Consider the following 17,299-nt stretch of genomic DNA (forward strand, 5'->3'; position numbering starts at 1 on the left):
CGGAGTCCTCGCCGACCCCTGTTATATTGAGCACCCGACAGCCGGATCCGGTCGGCGCCCCGCGCCGACGCGGGCCGGAGGGCGCATCGCGTCGCTGATCACCGTCCCCCAGGATCGAGGAGCCCCGTGCCCACCCAGTCCGCAGACGGCAAGAAGCTCGTCATCGTCGAGTCGCCGGCGAAGAGCCGGTCGATCGCCAAGTACCTCGGCGACGACTTCATCGTCGACGCCTCCGCCGGACACATCCGGGACCTCCCGCAGCCGTCGGACCTGCCCGCCGACATGAAGAAGGGGCCGTTCGGGAAGTTCGCGGTGAACCCCGAGGCCGGATTCGAGCCGTACTACGTGGTCTCCGACTCGAAGCGGAAGAAGGTCACCGAGCTCAGACGTGCCCTGAAGGGCGCCTCGGAGCTGTATCTCGCCACCGACGCCGACCGCGAGGGCGAGGCCATCGCCTGGCACCTGCTGGAGGTCCTGAAGCCCAAGGTGCCGGTCTACCGGATGACCTTCACCGAGATCACCCGTGAGGGCATCTCCCGAGCCATGGAGAACATCCACGAGATCGACCAGGACCTGGTCGATGCGCAGGAGACCCGGCGGATCCTGGACCGTCTCTACGGATACGAGATCTCGCCGGTGCTGTGGCGCAAGGTCGGCCGCGGACTCTCCGCCGGTCGTGTGCAGTCGGTGGCCACCCGGCTGGTCGTCGAGCGTGAGCGTGAGCGCATGGCCTTCGTCCCGGCCTCCTACTGGGACCTGGCCGGCACGTTCGCCACGGACGGAGGCGAGTCCTTCGGCGCCAAGCTGACCGCGGTCGACGGCGCCCGTGTGGCGCAGGGGTCCGACTTCGACGATCGCGGACGGCTGAAGTCCACACGCAGCCGCAGCGAGGTCTCGGTGCTGGGTCGCGCCGACGCCGAGTCCCTGGCAGAGGGCCTCCGCGGCGCGCCCTTCGCCGTCGACTCGGTGGAGGACAAGCCCTACAGCCGTCGCCCGTCCCCGCCGTTCACGACCTCCACCCTGCAGCAGGAGGCCTCGCGCCGGCTGCGCTTCTCATCCCGGGTGACCATGCAGGTCGCCCAGAGGCTGTATGAGAACGGCTACATCACCTATATGCGCACCGACTCGGTGAACCTCTCCAACGAGGCGATCACCGCCGCGCGGCGTCAGGCCTCCGAGCTCTACGGGGGAGAGTCGGTGCCCGAGCGGCCCCGGTACTACTCGAAGAAGAGCGACTCCGCGCAGGAGGCCCACGAGGCCGTGCGCCCGGCCGGCGACCACTTCCGGACCCCCGGGCAGGTGGCCGGTGAGCTCAGCCGTGAGGAGTTCCGTCTCTACGAGCTCATCTGGAAGCGCACCATCGCCTCCCAGATGGCCGACGCCAAGGGCTTCACCGCCTCGGTGCGGCTGACCGGCCGGGCCTCCGACGGCCGCCGGGCGACCTTCGGCGCCTCCGGGACCGTGATCACCTTCCAGGGCTTCCTCGCCGCCTACGAGGAGGCCCGGGAGAGCGCGTCGTCGGAGACCGCCGACGCGGACGAGGGGTCCTCGCCCGGCTCGAAGCGGCTGCCGCATCTGGAGCAGGATCAGCCGCTGACCGGAGACGACGTGGAGGCCAAGGGTCATGAGACCACGCCTCCCGCCCGCTACACGGAGGCCTCGATCGTCGCCGAGCTGGAGAAGCGGGAGATCGGACGGCCGTCGACCTACGCGCCGACGATCTCGACGATCATGGACCGCGGGTACATCACCAAGCGGGGGGCGGCGCTGGTGCCGTCCTGGACGGCGTTCTCCGTCATCCGCCTGCTCGAGGAGCACTTCGGCCGCTACGTCGACTACGACTTCACGGCGCGGATGGAGGACGACCTCGACCAGATCGCCCGCGGAGAGATCCAGCGCGAGGCCTGGCTGCAGACGTTCTACTTCGGCGCCGACTCCGGTGAGCAGGGTCTGAGCGACGTGGTCGAGAACCTCGGTGAGATCGACGCCCGCGCCATCAATTCGATCCGGATCGCCGACGACGTCACCCTGCGGGTGGGACGGTACGGCCCGTACCTGGAGCGGCCGGCCGCCCCGGACGCCGGGGAGGACGCCGAGCCGGTGCGGGCGAACCTCCCCGAGGACCTGGCCCCCGACGAGCTGACCGCGCAGAGGGCGGAGGAGCTCTTCGAGCAGGCCCGCCACTCGGGCAAGATACTCGGCACCGATCCGGAGACGGGCCGTGAGATCGCCGCGAAGGACGGCCGCTTCGGACCCTACGTCACCGAGGTCATCCCGGAGCGCACCGAGGAGGAGCTGCAGGCCTACTACGACGCCCAGCCGACCGAGTACTACAAGAACGGCAATCCCAAACCGAAGAAGAAGCCTCCGAAGGAGAAGCCGCGCACCGGCTCCCTGCTGGAGTCCATGAGCCTGGAGACGGTGACCCTGGAGGATGCGCTGAAGCTCCTCTCGCTGCCGCGCACCGTCGGCGTCGACGACGACGGCGAGGAGATCACCGCGCAGAACGGGCGCTTCGGCCCCTACCTGAAGAAGGGCTCCGACTCCCGATCGATCGACTCCGAGGAGCAGCTGTTCACGATCACCATGGAGGAGGCCGAGGCGATCTACGCCCAGCCCAAGCAGCGTGGCCGGCGTGCGGCGGCCAAGCCGCTGGCCGAATTCGGCCAGGACCCGACCACGGAGAAGCCCGTGGTGGTCAAGGACGGCCGCTTCGGGCCCTACGTCACCGACGGTGAGACCAACGCGACGCTGCCGCGGGGCACCACGGTGGAGTCGCTGACCGGGGACCGGGCCTTCGAGCTGCTGGCTGAGAAGCGGGCCAAGGGACCGGCGCCCAAGCGCTCGACGCGGAGCTCGGGCGGAGGCTCCGGGAAGAGCACTGCGAAGCGCAGGACGAAGACCACCGCGAAGTCCGGTTCCTAGGAGTTCACATGCGTCTGGGCGTCCTCGACATCGGCTCCAACACGGTCCATCTGCTGCTCGTCGATGCGCACTCCGGAGCGAAGCCGGAGGCCTTCGCCTCGCACAAGCGCCCGCTGTCGCTGGTCCAGCACCTCGACGACGACGGCGCCATCACTCCGGAGGGTCAGGAGCAGCTGCTCGGATTCATCGACGAGGCCGTGCGGTTCGCCGCGCGACACCGGGCCGAGGACCTGCTGGCGTTCTGCACCTCGGCGATCCGTGAGGCCGCCAACGGCGAACAGGTGCTGGCACGTGTGGGCGAGGAGTCCGAGGTCGGACTCATGGAGCTCGAGGGAGCCCAGGAGTCAGCCATGACCTTCCTCGCCGCCCGCCGGTGGCGAGGATGGTCGGCGGGACACATCCTCAACCTCGACATCGGCGGCGGTTCCTTCGAGATCGCCTACGGACAGGACGAGCTCCCGTCCACGGCGATCTCGGTGCCTCTGGGTGCGGGACGGCTGACCCGGCAGTTCCTCCCGGACGATCCGCCCACGAAGGACCAGATCCGAGAGCTCAAGACCTACGTGAAGGAGGAGCTGGAGGCCGCCCGCCGCGAGTTCCCGACCCTGGCGCCGCACACCGAGGTGCTGGCGACCTCCAAGACCTTCCGCTCCCTGGCCCGCCTCACCGGTGCGGCCCCGTCGGCCGAGGGACCCTATGTCGAACGGGTCCTGCGGCACAGCGACCTCAAGCCCCTGGTCAAGCGGCTGAGCACGATGACCGAGGCCCGGCGCGCCGAGCTTCCCGGTGTCTCGGTCACCCGTGCCCGCCAGGTCTTCGCCGGGGCGCTGGCCGCTGAGGTCGCGATGAAGGCCTTCGACCTCGACGAGGTCACGATCTGCCCGTGGGCGCTGCGCGAAGGGCTGATCCTGCGGCGCCTGGACGCCCTGGTGCGGCGCAACGGGGAGGAGATGTCCTCGGTCCCGGGGGTCGGACACGTCGAGATGGGCGGCGAGCCCGCCAAGCCGCAGCACCCGCATGTCTCCGCCGGACGAGTCGGTGTCGCCCATGCCCGTCGCTGAGCCCGCGCGCCACATCCCGGTCGCCCTCTCGACCTCCTCGGTGTACCCGCTCGGCACCGAGGCGACCTTCGCCGTCGCCCGAGACCTGGGCTACGACGGTGTGGAGGTGATGGTCACCCATCGGGGGGAGACCCAGGACGGGAAGACGCTGAACCGACTCTCGGCGCGCTACGGACTGCCGGTCGTCGCGATCCACGCCCCGACGCTGCTGCTCACCCAGCAGGTGTGGGGATCGGCGTGGGAGAAGCTCTGGCGCTCGGCGCACCTGGCCCAGGATCTGGACTGCACCACCGTCGTCGCCCACCCTCCGTTCCGCTGGCAGGGCAGCTACGCCGAGAAGTTCGCCGAGGGCATCGCGGAGATCGAGGAGGACACCGGAGTCGTCTGCGCGGTGGAGAACATGTACCCCTGGCGTGCGGGCGGACAGACCGCGGCGATGTATCTGCCGCACTGGGACCCTGTGCCGCAGTCCTATCCCCACGTCACCTGGGACTTCTCCCACGCGGCGACGGCGGAGGCGGACTCCTACGAATCGTGCCGGGCCCTGGGGGGACGCCTGCGCCACGTCCACCTCACCGACGGGCTGACCGGCGGGTTCAAGGACGACCACCTCGTCCCCGGACACGGCGAGCAGCGTGTGGCCGAGACGGTGGCCCTGCTCCCCCAGATGGGGTTCGACGGCGTCGTCGCGGTGGAGGTCGGCACGCGCAGCGCGAAGCAGACCGGTGAGCGGGAGGAGCGTCTGGCGGAGTCGCTCGCGTTCGCCCGCCGCCACCTCGCGCAGGAGAGCGACCACGGACAGGAGGCGTACTGATGCGCATCGCGATGCTCGGGCTCGGTTCGATGAACGGGGCGATCCTCAAGGGGCTGCTGGCCTCCGGGACCCGTCCCGAGGACGTGGTCGCCACGACCCGCTCGGCAGACTCGGCCGCCGCACGGTCCGACCAGTACGGGGTCACGGTGCTCGCCGAAGAGGGTCGTGATGATGACGTGACGGCGAACCGTGAGGCGGTGGCCGAGGCCGACGTCGTCCTGCTCGGCGTCAAGCCTCCGCAGATCACCGGACTGTGCGAGGAGATCTCCGAGGCGCTGCCGCCGCACGCCGTCGTCGTGTCCGTGGCCGCGGCGGTGACCGTCGGCATGCTCGAAGGGGCCCTGCCCCCAGGGCAGCCGGTGATCCGTTCGATGCCGAACACCCCCCTGTCCGTCGGCCGCGGCGTGGTCGGGCTCGTGCCCGGGTCCGCGGCGTCGACGGAGGACACGGAGACGGTCAGGGGCCTCCTGGCGGCCTCCGGCGCCGTCCACGTCGTCGACGAGACTCAGATCGAGGTGCTGACCGGCATCTCCGGATCGGGGCCCGCCTACCTGTTCTACGTGGCCGAGCAGATGGCCGCCGCCGGGGTCGAACTCGGACTGGACCGGCAGCTGGCCGCCGACCTCGCCGCCCACACCGTCCGGGGGGCCGGAGACATGCTGGTCGACGCTCGACGGACCGGCACCGCCGATGCGGCGGACCTGCGGGCTGCGGTGACCTCTCCGAACGGCACCACCGAACGGGGCCTCGCCGCGCTGTTTGAGGGCGGTGTGCCCGACGCGGTGCGGGCGGCGGTGGCCGCCAGCGCGGCCCGATCGGCTGAGATCAGCCGAGACCTCGAAGCCGGCTGAGCCGGCGCACGGTCTTCACCTGCCGGGCGGACCGGAGGATGATGTGTCCATGGACACCACCTCCGCGGAGCGCGCCTCCGCCGCCCGGGGCCCGTCGTCCGTGCCGCGCGTGCAGACCTGCCTGTGGTTCGACGGACGCATCGACGAGGCCGCAGAGTTCTACGTCTCCCTGCTGCCCGACTCCCGCATCCTCGGACGCACCGAGTACGCCGAGACCGACGCCTACCCGGGCGCCCAGGACCTGACGGGGCAGGCACTGACCGTGCAGATCGAACTCTCCGGGGTGCCCTACACGCTGCTCAACGGCGGCCCGCACTTCCGGCTCAGCGAAGCGGTGTCGGTCGTCGTCGACGTCGACACCCAGGCGGAGGTCGACCGTCTGTGGTCGGCGATCGTCGACGGCGGCGGAGAGGAGTCCCAGTGCGGCTGGTGCCGGGACCGATTCGGCCTGTCCTGGCAGATCGTGCCCCGGCGCCTCTACGAGCTGCTCGAGGGCCCGCACGGCGCCGCGGTGACCGAGGTCATGCTCACCCAGCGTCGGCTCGACCTGGCCGCCCTGGAGGCCGCCGCGCACTGACCCGACCGCCTCGGGGCCGTCGATGACTTGCGCGACCCTCGCCCGGGTCTATCCTGTACTCCATGACGACTGCGGGAGCGCGCCGCGGCCGCTCTGACGGCGCCGTGCGGCGTGCAGGCGGTGCGGTGCACAGCTTCACACGATCATCGCCGGCACGCTCGGCGCTGCTGATCTTCGCCCTGGTCATCGCCGTGTTCACCTCCCTGCTGATGATGCCGTGGGCGACCGCCTCGGGGGAGCCGGCACAGTTCCACGAGGCGCTGTTCGTGGCCACCTCCGCCGTCGCGGTGACGGGCCTGACCCCGGTGGACACCGCCTCCCACTGGTCAGGGGCCGGCCACGCGGTGATCCTGCTGGGGATCCAGATCGGCGGACTGGGAATCCTGACCATCGCCTCGCTGCTGGCACTCACCGTCACCCGCCATCTGGGCATCCGGACCCGGCTGCTCGCCCAGGAGGGGATGCCCACCGGGCGGCTCGGGGAGACGGGCACGCTGATCCGCACCGTCGTGCTGTTCACCCTCGTCCTCCAGGCGCTGCTGGCCCTGGTGCTCGTGCCCCGGTTCGCAGTGGTGGACGGCTCGTTCCTCCGAGGACTCTGGCACGGGGTGTTCTACTCGGTCTCGGCCTTCAACAACGCGGGCTTCGTGCTGCACACCGACGGCCTGGCAGGCGTCGACCACGACCCGCTGATCCTGGGGACGCTCATGGTGGGGGTCTTCATGGGCAGCCTCGGATTCCCCGTGCTGCTGGTGCTCTACCAGCACAGGTGGCACGTGCGGCGCTGGTCCGTCCACGCCCGCCTCACCGTCGAGGTCTCACTGATCCTGCTCGTGCTGGGGGCTGCCGCCTACGCGGCCCTGGAGTGGGAGGAGTCGGACACCCTCGGACCCATGGGGTGGTTCGAGAAGATCCAGAGCTCCCTGTTCGCCTCGGTGATGATGCGCTCCGGCGGCTTCTCCGTCATCGATCCGATCGACGAGCGCTCCGAGACGCTGCTGGTCACCGACGCACTCATGTTCGCCGGGGGAGGATCCGTCTCCACCGCCGGAGGTCTGAAGGTCACCACCATCGCGGTGCTGTTCCTGGCGATCCTGGCCGAGGCGCGCGGACATGAGGAGATCATGGCCCACGGGCGCACCGTCGCGGCCTCCACCGTGCGGGTGGCGGTCGCGGTCGCCGTGCTGGGGATGACCCTCATCTTCGTCTCCGCGCTGGCCCTGATGGTCATCAGCGGGGAGCAGCTCGAACGCCCCCTGTTCGAGTCCATCTCCGCCTTCGCCACCTGCGGGCTGTCGTCCGGACTGACCGAGGAGCTGCCCCCGGCGGGGCAGTACGTGCTGACCGGCCTCATGTTCGCCGGACGCGTCGGCATCATCACCTTCGCCGCCGCCATGGCCCTGCGCACCGAGCGGGTGCGCTACCGTCTTCCTGAAGGGAGGCCGCTCATTGGGTGATCGTCGCAGACGCAGGAACCTGCCGGTGCTGGTCGTCGGGCTGGGACGCTTCGGCGTCTCGCTGGCCGAGGAGCTGATGGCTCAGGGGCGCGAGGTCCTGGCGGTTGAGCGCAACCGGTCGCTGGTGCAGAAGTACGCCGACCGCTTCACCTACGTGGTCGAGGCCGACGCGACCGATCCGGAGGCGCTGACCCAGCTCGGGGCGGGGGACTTCGACGTCGCCGTGGTGGGGGTGGGCACCTCGATCGAATCCTCGGTGCTCATCGCGGTGAACCTGGTCGACCTGGAGATCGACCAGGTCTGGGCGAAGGCCATCAACCGGGCCCACGGCAAGATCCTGGAGCGGATCGGCTGCGAGCACGTCGTCTATCCGGAGCACGACGCCGGAGTCCGGGTGGCCCATCTGGTCTCCGGACGCCTCATGGACTTCATCAAGTTCGACGATGACTTCGCCATCGTGAAGATGCCGCCGCCGTCCTGCATGCACGGGATGACCATCGAGCAGGCCCATCCGAGGGACAGGCACGGGGTCAACGTCGTCGGGGTGAAGTCCCCGGGCCGGGAGTTCGCCTACGCCCAGCCGGACACGGTCGTCTCGGCGGGGGACACCCTCATCGTCTCCGGGGACGTGACGGCTCTGGAGCGGTTCGCCGACGAGGCGTAGTCGGCGCAGCGCCGGTCAGCAGGCCCCGGAGATCCGTCGGTGGGGGAGCTCGGCGTCGCCGGCCTCGGGATGTGTGCCGTAGAGTGATTCCTGTGACGAAGCCCGCATTCCGCCCCGTGATCCCCACGGCGCTCGTGTGGGACGAGGCCCTGGTCAGGTACCGGTTCAGCGACGCCCACCCGATGGATCCGGTCCGGCTCGAGCTCACCGAGCGGCTGTGCCGGGAGCTGGGGATGCTCGACCAGGACTGCTTCGACCTCCTCCGTCCCGAGATCGCCGAGGACGAGACCCTGCTGAGCGTCCATGCCGCCGACTATGTCGCCGCGGTGCGGGACGCGGCCGCCGGAACGGCCTCGGAGGTGCACGGGCTCGGCACGGACGACGTCCCGATCTTCGCCGACATCCACGAGTCCGCCGCCCGGATCGCCCAGGGCAGCTGGGAGTGCGCCGAGGCGCTGCGCACCGGCCGGACGGTGCGCGCGGTGAACTTCGCCGGCGGGATGCATCACGCCGCTCGGGACCGGGCCTCCGGATTCTGCGTGTACAACGACGCCGCCGTCGCGGTGCAGCGGCTGCTGGACACCGGGACGCAGCGGGTGGTGTACATCGACGTCGACGCCCATCACGGCGACGGCACCCAGAGCATCTTCTGGGACGACCCGCGGGTGATGACGATCTCGGTCCATCAGACGGGGGTCTCCCTGTTCCCGGGGACCGGCTTCCCCAACGAGGTCGGGGGAGCGCAGGCCGACGGCACCGCCGTGAACCTCGCCCTGCCACCGGGGACCCGCGACGCCGGATGGCTGCGCGCCTTCCACGCGGTGGTTCCGGCCCTGGTCGCTGCCTTCGAACCCGAGGTCATCGTCTCCCAGCACGGGTGCGACTCCCATGCGCTGGATCCGCTGACCGACCTGTCGCTGAGCATCGACGCCCAGCGTCAGGCGGCCCTGGACATCGCGGTGCTCGCCGAGGAGCTCTGCGAGGACCGGTGGATCGCCACCGGGGGCGGGGGCTACGAGATCTTCCGGGTCGTTCCGCGCAGCTGGACCCACCTGTGCGCCGTGGTGGGCGGGAGCCCCGTCCCGCTGCGCACCGAGGTTCCCGCGGCATGGCGGGAGTACGTGCGTGAGCGGTACGGAGTGGACGCCCCGGATCGGATGAACGACGACGCCGAGCTGTGGTGGAGGTCGTGGGAGGTCGGCTACGATCCGGCGGATCCGGTGGACCGTGCGGTGATCCAGACCCGCAAGGAGCTGTTCCCGCTCTACGGGCTGGATCCCTGGTTCGACTGAGCCCCATGACCACGGGCGGACGCCGATTCCGCCGCCTGCCCGTGTGGGGGCTACACTGTTCCGAGACGTTTTCCCGTCCACCGACAGAAGGACCTGAACCCTATGGGCTCTGTGATCAAGAAGCGCCGCAAGCGCATGGCGAAGAAGAAGCACCGCAAGCGTCTGCGCAAGACCCGTCACCAGCGTCGCAACAAGAAGTGACGTCGACTGCGTGACGACGGTGCGATGAGACCCCGTGAGGCCCGGTGCCCGCGGGGTCTCCGCGTGTCCGGACCCCACATGATCGTCCAGGAGAGGAACGCATGACAGCTGCTGAGCCGCCGCGGACCGAGCCGCACATCGAAGTGCTGACCAAGCACGGCTGCCACCTGTGCGAGCAGATGCTGGTCACGGCCGGTGAGGTCGCCGCCGAGTTCGGGCTGAGCGTGACCCAGGTGGACATCACCCACGACGCCCAGGCGCTGGCCCGGTTCGCCGAGGAGCTGCCGGTGCTGCGCATCGACGGCGCGGTGCGAGACTTCTGGCGGGTCGATCCTCAGCGCATGCGGCGGCTGCTGACGGAGGCCGGGGCGTAGCTGGGTCCGCAGCTCGGACTCTGTGGGTCGTTCAGCCGCGCCGGTCGGACGACGAGGGGCCCGCACCGTGCGGTGCGGGCCCCTCGTCGGCGGTATGTGGTCGGTCGACCGTCAGTGGTCGTCCTCGTGGTGCGCGGCACCGGAGCCCCAGGTGTCCGGGCCGTGCTCCAGGTGGTCGGTGGTGGAGTCGTCGTAGCCCTCGGGGATCAGCTCCCGGTACTCCTCCAGGACGCCGTCCAGCACGCTGACACGCAGCTCCTGGGCGGAGTCGTCGACATCGACCGTGATCTCGTGGAACGCGCCGGGCGCGGCCTCGAGGGACTCGACGACGAACTCCTCGTCGTGCTCCAGGGAGACCTCCTCGCCCGGGGGGACGTCGAACTCGAAGGAGTCGCCGTCGACCTCGATGGTCACCTGCGCGTCCTCGGTGCCGCCGTTGTCGACCGACCCGATCACGCGTGCGGGATTGCCCTCGGCGTCGGTCACCAGGGCCATGTGGCGGAACTTGACCTGTTCGACGTCGGTCTTCACCCCGTCGGAGGCCGAGTAGGAGTGGGTCGTGGCCATGTAGTTGGCCGCGCTGCAGCCGGACATGCCGACGACGGCGGCGGCTGCGATCGTGGCCGCGGCGATGCGGCGGGACGCGGTGGTCACGGGCTTCACGTCGGAGTCTCCTCTTCGGGGTGCGATGCGACGGGGATCCTCGCTCCAGGCTACTTCATCGCAGGGGTGCCCGGGGTCATGCGTCGAAGATTCTACACGGCGTCGAATTTCTGGGAGCGCGGAGTCTATGCGGAGGCCCTCCGGGAGCCCGGAGCGACACGCTGACGTGGGTGTGACGCGTGATAAACTGTGTCGCGGGAAAGGGGAACATTACATGGTTTTCGAGGTCGGCGAGACTGTCGTCTACCCGCACCACGGTGCGGCCACGATCGAAGAAGTGAAGATGCGGACCGTCCGGGGCGAGGAGAAGATGTACCTCAAGCTCCGCGTGTCCCAGGGGGACCTCACCATCGAGGTGCCTGCGGAGAACGTCGACCTCGTCGGAGTGCGTGACGTCGTCGGCAAGGAGGGCCTGGAGCACGTGTTCGACGTGCTGCGCGCCGAGTTCACCGAGGAGCCGACCAACTGGTCGCGCCGCTACAAGGCCAACCTGGAGAAGCTGGCGTCCGGGGACGTCAACAAGGTGGCCGAGGTCGTCCGTGACCTGTGGCGCCGTGAGAGCGACCGTGGGCTCTCCGCCGGAGAGAAGCGGATGCTCGCCAAGGCCCGCCAGATCCTCGTCTCCGAGCTCGCCCTGGCCAAGAAGCTGGACGAGGGGCAGGCCGAGGAGCTCCTCGACGAGGTCCTGGAGCAGGCTCCGCAGACCAAGAAGTGACCGACGTCCGCCGCACGATCGCGGCTCATGATGAGCGCCCGGATGCTGCCTCGCAGCACCGGGCGCTCATCGTCGTCGCCGCGGGTGAGGGCCGACGCCTCGGGCACGGGGTGCCGAAGGCCCTGGTGCCGCTGCGGGGTGAATCCCTGCTGGCCCGGGCGCTGGAGGGCTGTGCGGACTCGCGCTTCGACCTGCTCGTGCTGGTGCTCCCCGAGGAGCCGTCCGCCCGCGTCGAGCTCTCCGCCGCGGGACGGGACCACGGGCGCTCCGCCGGACGGACCGTCGTCGACGTCGTCGGGGGATCCACCCGGGCGGAGTCGGTGCGTCGTGGACTGGACGCGGTGACCGCGCACGCAGGCACGGAGGGATGGGACGCCGGCAGCACCGCCGTGCTCGTCCACGACGCCGCGCGCCCGGGGGTCCCCACGTCCGTCTACGACCGCGTGCTCGGCACCCTGGAGGAGGGTGCGTCGGCCGTGGTCCCCGCCCTGCCGGTGACCGACACGATCAAACGGATCGGCCCGGCCGATGCGGCGGCACCGGGAGCCGAGGCTCCCGAGCCGGTCGAGGCGACCGTGCCCCGATCGGACCTGCGAGCCGTGCAGACCCCGCAGGGGTTCACCCTGCCGGTGCTGAGCAGGATCTGCGCCCACCTGGAGCACATGGCGCCGCATGAGGCGGAGTCCTTCACCGATGAGGCCATGGTCGCCGAACACCTGGGCATCCCGACGGTCTGCGTCCTCGGGGATCCCCTGGCGGCCAAGATCACCGGACCCTCCGACCTGATCACCCTGGGAGCACTGATGGACCCGAACCCGCAGCCCGACGTCGACACCCAGTCCTCGGCGGCAGCGGCCCCGGCCCTCCCGCTGGTGGGCATCGGCCACGACGTGCACGCCTTCGCTCCCGCCGACGACCCCCGTCCGCTCCGGCTCGCCGGGCTCCACTGGCCGGACGAGCAGGGTCTGTCCGGCCATTCCGACGGCGACGCCGTCGCCCACGCCGCCTGTGACGCGCTGTTCGGCGCGGCGGGCCTCGGCGATCTGGGGGTCCACTTCGGCACCGACCGACCCGAGCTGGCCGACGCCTCGGGCCCGACGCTGCTGGCCGAGGCCGCGCGGATCGTACGGGAGGCCGGGTTCGTCATCGGCAGCATCACCGTGCAGATGGTCGCGAACCGTCCGAAGTTCGGCCCGCGACGCGGGGAGGCTCAGGCGGTGCTGACAGAGGCGGCCGGGGCACCGGTCTCGCTCAGTGCGACGACCTCGGACGGATTGGGCTTCACCGGACGCGGCGAAGGGGTGCTGGCCACTGCGGTGGCCGTCGTCGTCCGTCGCCTCGGATAGGCTGAGGCCCGTGGGACTGCGACTCTATGACACCAAGACCGCGAGCCTCCGGGACTTCGAGCCGCTCGTGCCCGGCCGGGTCTCGCTGTACTACTGCGGAGCCACGGTGCAGGGTCGTCCGCACGTCGGCCACGTCCGCTCTGCGGTGGCCTTCGACATCCTGGTCCGCTGGCTCGAGCACAGCGGCTTCGACGTCCTGTCGGTGCGCAACGTGACCGACATCGACGACAAGATCCTGGAGAAGTCGGCCCTGTCGTTCGAGGAGGGCTTCGACCCGGCCTCGGGCGACGGCCCCGTCGCCGAACCGTGGTTCGCCCTGGCCTACCGCTTCGAGCAGGCGTTCCACGCCGCCTACGACGCCCTCGGCGTCCGTCGCCCCCGGTACGAGCCGCGCGCCACCGGACATATGACCGAGATGTTCGCCCTCGTCCACCGACTGATCGACGCCGGTCACGCCTACCCGGCCTCCGACGGCTCGGGGGACGTGTACTTCGACGTCCGGTCCTGGCCGGCCTACGGCGAGCTGACGCGTCAGCGGGTCGAGGACATGCAGGATGCGCCGGACGCCGACCCCCGAGGCAAGCGGGACCCCCGGGACTTCGCCCTGTGGAAGGGGCACAAGTCCGACGACCCGGAGACCGCCTCCTGGGACTCGCCCTGGGGCCGGGGTCGACCCGGCTGGCACCTAGAGTGCTCGGCGATGTCGACGAAGTACCTCGGCTCGACCTTCGACATCCACGGCGGCGGACTCGATCTGCGGTTCCCGCACCACGAGAACGAGCTCGCACAGTCCTCCGCCGCCGGTGACGACTTCGCCCGCTTCTGGCTGCACAACGGGATGGTCACCTATGAGGGCGAGAAGATGTCGAAGTCGATCGGCAATACGATCGCCCCCGATGAGATGCTCGCCGCCGCGCGCCCCCGGGCGGTCCGATACTTCCTGGGTCAGGCCCAGTACCGGTCCCAGCTGGACTATCGGCCGACCTCGCTGAGCGAGGCGGAGTCGGCGGTCGAGCGGATCGAGTCCTTCCTGGCCCGCGCCGTCGAACAGCTCGGGGAGGTCCGCGGTGCCCAGGAGGACGGCCAGGTGCCCGAGGCGTTCCGTTCTGCGATGGACGACGACCTCAACGTCCCCGCCGGCCTCGCGGTCCTGCATGACACGGTCCGCGCCGGAAACTCTGCGCTCGCCGAGGGTGACGACCACGCTGCGCGGACCAGCGCAGAGCAGGTGCGCACAATGGTGGAGGTCCTCGGTCTGGCCGACGTCCCGGAACGGGGGCGCTCGGCCGATTCCGCCGCACAGGTGGCCCTGACCGGTCTGGTCGAGGCGCTGCTCGCCCAGCGCGCCGAGGCCAAGGCGGAGAGGGACTTCGCCCGGGCCGACGCCGTCCGGGATCAGCTCGCCGCCGTCGGCGTCGTCGTCGAGGATTCGCGCGAAGGCGCCCGTTGGAGCCTGCAGGAGGAGACCGCCCATGGCTAAGGATTCACGCCCCAAGTCCGCCGCGGTGCGGAAGAAGCAGAAGAAGGGCGCCACCGTCGGCACCGGCGGGCACGGTCGACGCAAGCTCGAAGGCAAGGGGCCCACTCCCAAGGCCGAGGATCGGGTCTACCACAAGGCGCACCGGCAGAAGGTGCTGTCCGAGCGTGCCAAGGAGCGCGCGGAGACCGCCCGGCCGCGGACCCGCGGATCCGGCTACGGGGCCGACGATGTCGTCGCCGGCCGGAACGCCGTGGTGGAGGCGCTGGCCGAAGGCGTTCCCGCCAAGGAGCTCCTCGTGGCGGTGGACATGGACTCCGACGGCCGGGTGCGCGAGTCGCTGCATCATGCCGCCACCCGTGGGGTGCGGGTCCGCGAGGTCAATCGCAGGCAGCTGGACCGCGCCACCGGCGAGGCGGTCCACCAGGGACTCGCCCTGGTGCTGGAGCCCTACGAGTACGCCGAGGCGATCGGGCTGATCTCCGATCTGCGTGAGCACGCCTCCCGCGGCCACATCGCCGAACAGCCGCTGCTGGTGGCCTGCGACTCGATCACCGACCCGCGGAACCTGGGCGCGATCCTCCGCGCCGCCGCCGCGTTCGGGGCCCATGGGGTGCTGCTGCCGGAGCGACGGTCCGCCGGGGTGACGGCCACGGCCTGGAAGACCTCGGCGGGAGCCGCGGCCCGCCTGCCGGTGGCTCAGGCCAAGAACCTGACCCAGGCGCTGCGTGAGGCCAAGGAGCAGGGCTACTTCGTTCTGGGGCTCGACGGCGACGGCGACGTCGAGGTGCCCGGACTGGAGCTGGCCTCGGATCCGCTGGTCCTGGTCGTCGGCTCCGAGGGCCGTGGGCTCTCGCGCCTGGTGGGGGAGACCTGCGATCAGATCGTGTCCATCCCGATCACCGCTGCGACCGAGTCGCTGAACGCGTCGATGGCCGTGGGCATCGCACTGTACGAGATCTCCACGCTGCGCGACGACAGGCGCTGAAGGTCCGCAGAAGTCCCGCTGGACTGGGGTAACGTCGCCTGCGACGGGGTCTGTCGGCCATGTTCGCGGTGCGCCGACGGAACCCCGACCGGCGACGGGGCGAGGAGACGACGATGCCACGACTGCGCGGCGAGGAGCAGGACGGCTTCCTCGATGTGCTGGAGAACTGGCTGGTGAACCAGGACTGGTTCCCGGCTCGGACCGGGCGTCGCCGCCTCGCGCGCGTCGGAGGACTCCGACTTCCCCTGCCCGAGGGTCTGACCGATCCGCAGACGACCCTCGAGCTCCATGTCCTCGACGTCGAGCACGGCGCCATGATCGATCGCATCTCCGTGCCCGTCGCCCTGCGCGGCCGTCCCTCAGCGCTGGCCGGCAAGGACGCCTTCATCGGGCGGCTCACCGTCGCCGACGGCACCGAACGGTGGCTCTACGACGGGGCGATGGACCACGCCTTCCTCGCCGCATGGCTGGAGACGGTCCGCCGAGGTCGGGGCTCTCGGGACGGTCGTGTCCGGACCCGTGCCTTCGGGGACCTGACCGAGCGCCCGGCGTTCACCGCCCGCCTGTCCCGCAGCTCCGTCCACGGTGCCGATGGGGCGATGACCCGCACCCTCGTCCGTCCGGAGGGGGTGGCCGAGGCCGCTCCGCGCCCCGGTGATGGGCAGGTCGTCGTGGAGTTCATGCGCCGACCGGCCTCCCAGCGGGATCCCCTGCGCGAGACGGTGCTGACCATGGCTGACAGGACGACGGTCCTTCCGCGCGTGCTGGGTGTGGTCACCGGCGCCTGGATCGACAGGTACGCCGGCGACGACGACCTCGACGAGGCATCCGTCGGCCCCGCGGACGACTCCCCGTCCGACGGCTCCCCGCCGGAGGAGCCCGTGTGGGAGTTCGGTGATCTGAGCATCATCCGTGAGGCCACCGCGTCGGCGCCGGACGGTGCGGTCGCTGCGGGACTCGCCCTGCAGCAGGGGGAGAGCTTCGCCTCGATGGCTCGACGACTCGGGCAGACCCTCGGTCGGCTGCACGCTGATCTGGCGGCGACGTTCGGTGCACACCCACAGACGACGGCCCAGATGCGGACCAACCTGACGGGTCTGCGCGAGGAGCTCGATCTGGCGCGCGGGCGCGCCTCGACGGCGCTGCGCGAGGACCTCGTCGAGACGGCCCAGTCTCTGGATGCCGCATTGGCCGACGTGTTCGAGCCGCTTCCCCTGCAGAGGATCCATGGTCGCTTCAGTCTGTCCGAGGCTCATGTGGCCGACGTCGACGGCGACTGGATCCTGACTGAGGGTGAGGAGTCGTTCGATCACGCCCACACCTACGTCGATGCCGCGGCGGCGGTGGTGTCTCTGGCGCACACCGCTGCCGAGAACGCCGGGCCCGACGGGGCTGAGGCCGCCGCATGGTTCGACGAAGCCTTCGAAGCCTTCGCGGCGGGATACCGAGACAGCGACGCCGATGATCTCGGGATCGACTCTGCACGGTATCGGGCCGAGGTGTTCCTGCGAGGGCTCCCGCTGCTCCTCGAGGACGAGCACGGACGAGTGCTCGCCGCGGACTCTCTGCTCCGGCACTCCCGCTGACCCCCTCAGCCTCCGAGTGGGGTGGGCGTGCCGCCGCCCGGGTGACCGACGAAGTGATGGACGTCACGGAGGCGTCGGGCGGGTCATAAGGGCCCGGCAGAGCGGCTCGACGGCCCCGCATCGGCGTCATGACGCGGAAGTGGTGGAACGTTCACCTGCGATTTACATTCCGGCGGACGCGGTGCTAGAGTCGTATCTCGCGCCGAGGCGATCGGCAGAGCCGGAGAGGCTCGGCGCTCCGCGGGAAGAACTCCGAGTCAGGAGTTCGGACCGAGGATCCGACAGACCGGAAGTTGTACTTCACGGCT

The 17,299-nt window shown here is 70.5% G+C and carries 16 protein-coding genes; 15 read left to right on the forward strand and 1 reads right to left on the reverse strand.

The genetic code is table 11. The features are described 5' to 3' along the window. Positions 1-126 precede the first annotated feature (126 nt). The 10 genes from topA to N7E59_RS09920 all read left to right on the forward strand — a co-directional run bounded on the left by topA (position 127) and on the right by N7E59_RS09920 (position 10,216). Complete coding sequence (gene topA, locus N7E59_RS09875) at positions 127-2,925, forward strand: type I DNA topoisomerase (RefSeq protein WP_261624763.1); 2,799 nt, start codon at positions 127-129, stop codon at positions 2,923-2,925. Positions 2,926-2,933: 8 nt separating this feature from the next. After that, positions 2,934-3,986 carry a Ppx/GppA phosphatase family protein gene (locus tag N7E59_RS09880; RefSeq protein ID WP_261624764.1) on the forward strand — a complete coding sequence of 351 codons (1,053 nt, stop codon included), beginning with the start codon at positions 2,934-2,936 and terminating at the stop codon, positions 3,984-3,986. Continuing rightward, on the forward strand, positions 3,973-4,800 hold the full coding sequence (locus N7E59_RS09885; RefSeq protein WP_261624765.1) for a sugar phosphate isomerase/epimerase family protein: 828 nt from the start codon (positions 3,973-3,975) through the stop codon (positions 4,798-4,800). Before N7E59_RS09880 ends, N7E59_RS09885 begins: the two co-directional genes overlap by 14 nt. Next, positions 4,800-5,651 (forward strand): pyrroline-5-carboxylate reductase, encoded by an 852-nt coding sequence (proC, locus tag N7E59_RS09890; protein ID WP_261624766.1) that lies wholly within the window; start codon positions 4,800-4,802, stop codon positions 5,649-5,651. Before N7E59_RS09885 ends, proC begins: the two co-directional genes overlap by 1 nt. A gap of 49 nt (positions 5,652-5,700) precedes the next feature. Beyond that, positions 5,701-6,228, forward strand: a complete 528-nt coding sequence (locus N7E59_RS09895) for a VOC family protein (RefSeq protein WP_261624767.1) — start codon at positions 5,701-5,703, stop codon at positions 6,226-6,228. A 62-nt stretch (positions 6,229-6,290) separates the two neighbouring features. After that, a complete protein-coding gene (locus tag N7E59_RS09900; protein WP_261624768.1) occupies positions 6,291-7,685 on the forward strand; it encodes a TrkH family potassium uptake protein in 1,395 nt (464 codons plus the stop codon). Beyond that, a complete protein-coding gene (locus tag N7E59_RS09905) occupies positions 7,678-8,349 on the forward strand; it encodes a potassium channel family protein (protein ID WP_261624769.1) in 672 nt (223 codons plus the stop codon). Before N7E59_RS09900 ends, N7E59_RS09905 begins: the two co-directional genes overlap by 8 nt. A 149-nt stretch (positions 8,350-8,498) precedes the next feature. Continuing rightward, complete coding sequence (locus N7E59_RS09910; RefSeq protein WP_390905042.1) at positions 8,499-9,641, forward strand: acetoin utilization protein AcuC; 1,143 nt, start codon at positions 8,499-8,501, stop codon at positions 9,639-9,641. A 102-nt stretch (positions 9,642-9,743) separates the two neighbouring features. Next, a complete protein-coding gene (locus N7E59_RS09915) occupies positions 9,744-9,842 on the forward strand; it encodes a 30S ribosomal protein bS22 (RefSeq protein WP_081652675.1) in 99 nt (32 codons plus the stop codon). Positions 9,843-9,943: 101 nt separating this feature from the next. Further along, positions 9,944-10,216, forward strand: coding sequence for a glutaredoxin family protein (locus tag N7E59_RS09920; RefSeq protein ID WP_261624770.1), 273 nt, complete (start codon positions 9,944-9,946; stop codon positions 10,214-10,216). 111 nt (positions 10,217-10,327) lie between these two features. Here N7E59_RS09920 and N7E59_RS09925 read toward each other — a convergent pair whose 3' ends face one another. Beyond that, positions 10,328-10,879 (reverse strand): hypothetical protein, encoded by a 552-nt coding sequence (locus tag N7E59_RS09925; RefSeq protein WP_261624771.1) that lies wholly within the window; start codon positions 10,877-10,879, stop codon positions 10,328-10,330. 214 nt (positions 10,880-11,093) lie between these two features. Between N7E59_RS09925 and N7E59_RS09930 the strand changes: the two genes are divergently transcribed. The 5 genes from N7E59_RS09930 (at position 11,094) to N7E59_RS09950 (ending at position 16,991) form a co-directional block, all read left to right on the forward strand. After that, the gene (locus N7E59_RS09930; RefSeq protein WP_261624772.1) at positions 11,094-11,594 is read left to right on the forward strand and encodes a CarD family transcriptional regulator; all 501 of its coding nucleotides are present in this window, start codon (positions 11,094-11,096) and stop codon (positions 11,592-11,594) included. Continuing rightward, positions 11,591-12,940 (forward strand): 2-C-methyl-D-erythritol 2,4-cyclodiphosphate synthase, encoded by a 1,350-nt coding sequence (ispF, locus tag N7E59_RS09935; protein ID WP_261624773.1) that lies wholly within the window; start codon positions 11,591-11,593, stop codon positions 12,938-12,940. Before N7E59_RS09930 ends, ispF begins: the two co-directional genes overlap by 4 nt. Before the next feature lie 10 nt (positions 12,941-12,950). Then, positions 12,951-14,420 (forward strand): cysteine--tRNA ligase, encoded by a 1,470-nt coding sequence (cysS, locus tag N7E59_RS09940; protein ID WP_261624774.1) that lies wholly within the window; start codon positions 12,951-12,953, stop codon positions 14,418-14,420. Then, positions 14,413-15,405 carry a 23S rRNA (guanosine(2251)-2'-O)-methyltransferase RlmB gene (gene rlmB, locus N7E59_RS09945; RefSeq protein ID WP_261624775.1) on the forward strand — a complete coding sequence of 331 codons (993 nt, stop codon included), beginning with the start codon at positions 14,413-14,415 and terminating at the stop codon, positions 15,403-15,405. The genes cysS and rlmB overlap by 8 nt, the downstream gene beginning before the upstream one ends. Before the next feature lie 113 nt (positions 15,406-15,518). After that, the gene (locus N7E59_RS09950) at positions 15,519-16,991 is read left to right on the forward strand and encodes a maltokinase N-terminal cap-like domain-containing protein (RefSeq protein WP_261624776.1); all 1,473 of its coding nucleotides are present in this window, start codon (positions 15,519-15,521) and stop codon (positions 16,989-16,991) included. The last annotated feature ends 308 nt before the right edge of the window (positions 16,992-17,299 follow it).

The sequence above is a fragment of the Nesterenkonia marinintestina genome (assembly GCF_025420485.1).
Classification (GTDB): Bacteria; Actinomycetota; Actinomycetes; order Actinomycetales; family Micrococcaceae; genus Nesterenkonia; species Nesterenkonia marinintestina.

What these genes read in the sequence shown, in the direction of transcription:
- N7E59_RS09880 (WP_261624764.1), top strand. Translation starts at nt 2,934, where the DNA reads ATGCGTCTGGGCGTCCTCGACATCGGCTCCAACACGGTCCATCTGCTG.
- N7E59_RS09885 (WP_261624765.1), top strand. Translation starts at nt 3,973, where the DNA reads ATGCCCGTCGCTGAGCCCGCGCGCCACATCCCGGTCGCCCTCTCGACC.
- proC (WP_261624766.1), top strand. Translation starts at nt 4,800, where the DNA reads ATGCGCATCGCGATGCTCGGGCTCGGTTCGATGAACGGGGCGATCCTC.
- N7E59_RS09895 (WP_261624767.1), top strand. Translation starts at nt 5,701, where the DNA reads ATGGACACCACCTCCGCGGAGCGCGCCTCCGCCGCCCGGGGCCCGTCG.
- N7E59_RS09900 (WP_261624768.1), top strand. Translation starts at nt 6,291, where the DNA reads ATGACGACTGCGGGAGCGCGCCGCGGCCGCTCTGACGGCGCCGTGCGG.
- N7E59_RS09915 (WP_081652675.1), top strand. Translation starts at nt 9,744, where the DNA reads ATGGGCTCTGTGATCAAGAAGCGCCGCAAGCGCATGGCGAAGAAGAAG.
- N7E59_RS09920 (WP_261624770.1), top strand. Translation starts at nt 9,944, where the DNA reads ATGACAGCTGCTGAGCCGCCGCGGACCGAGCCGCACATCGAAGTGCTG.
- N7E59_RS09930 (WP_261624772.1), top strand. Translation starts at nt 11,094, where the DNA reads ATGGTTTTCGAGGTCGGCGAGACTGTCGTCTACCCGCACCACGGTGCG.
- rlmB (WP_261624775.1), top strand. Translation starts at nt 14,413, where the DNA reads ATGGCTAAGGATTCACGCCCCAAGTCCGCCGCGGTGCGGAAGAAGCAG.
- N7E59_RS09950 (WP_261624776.1), top strand. Translation starts at nt 15,519, where the DNA reads ATGCCACGACTGCGCGGCGAGGAGCAGGACGGCTTCCTCGATGTGCTG.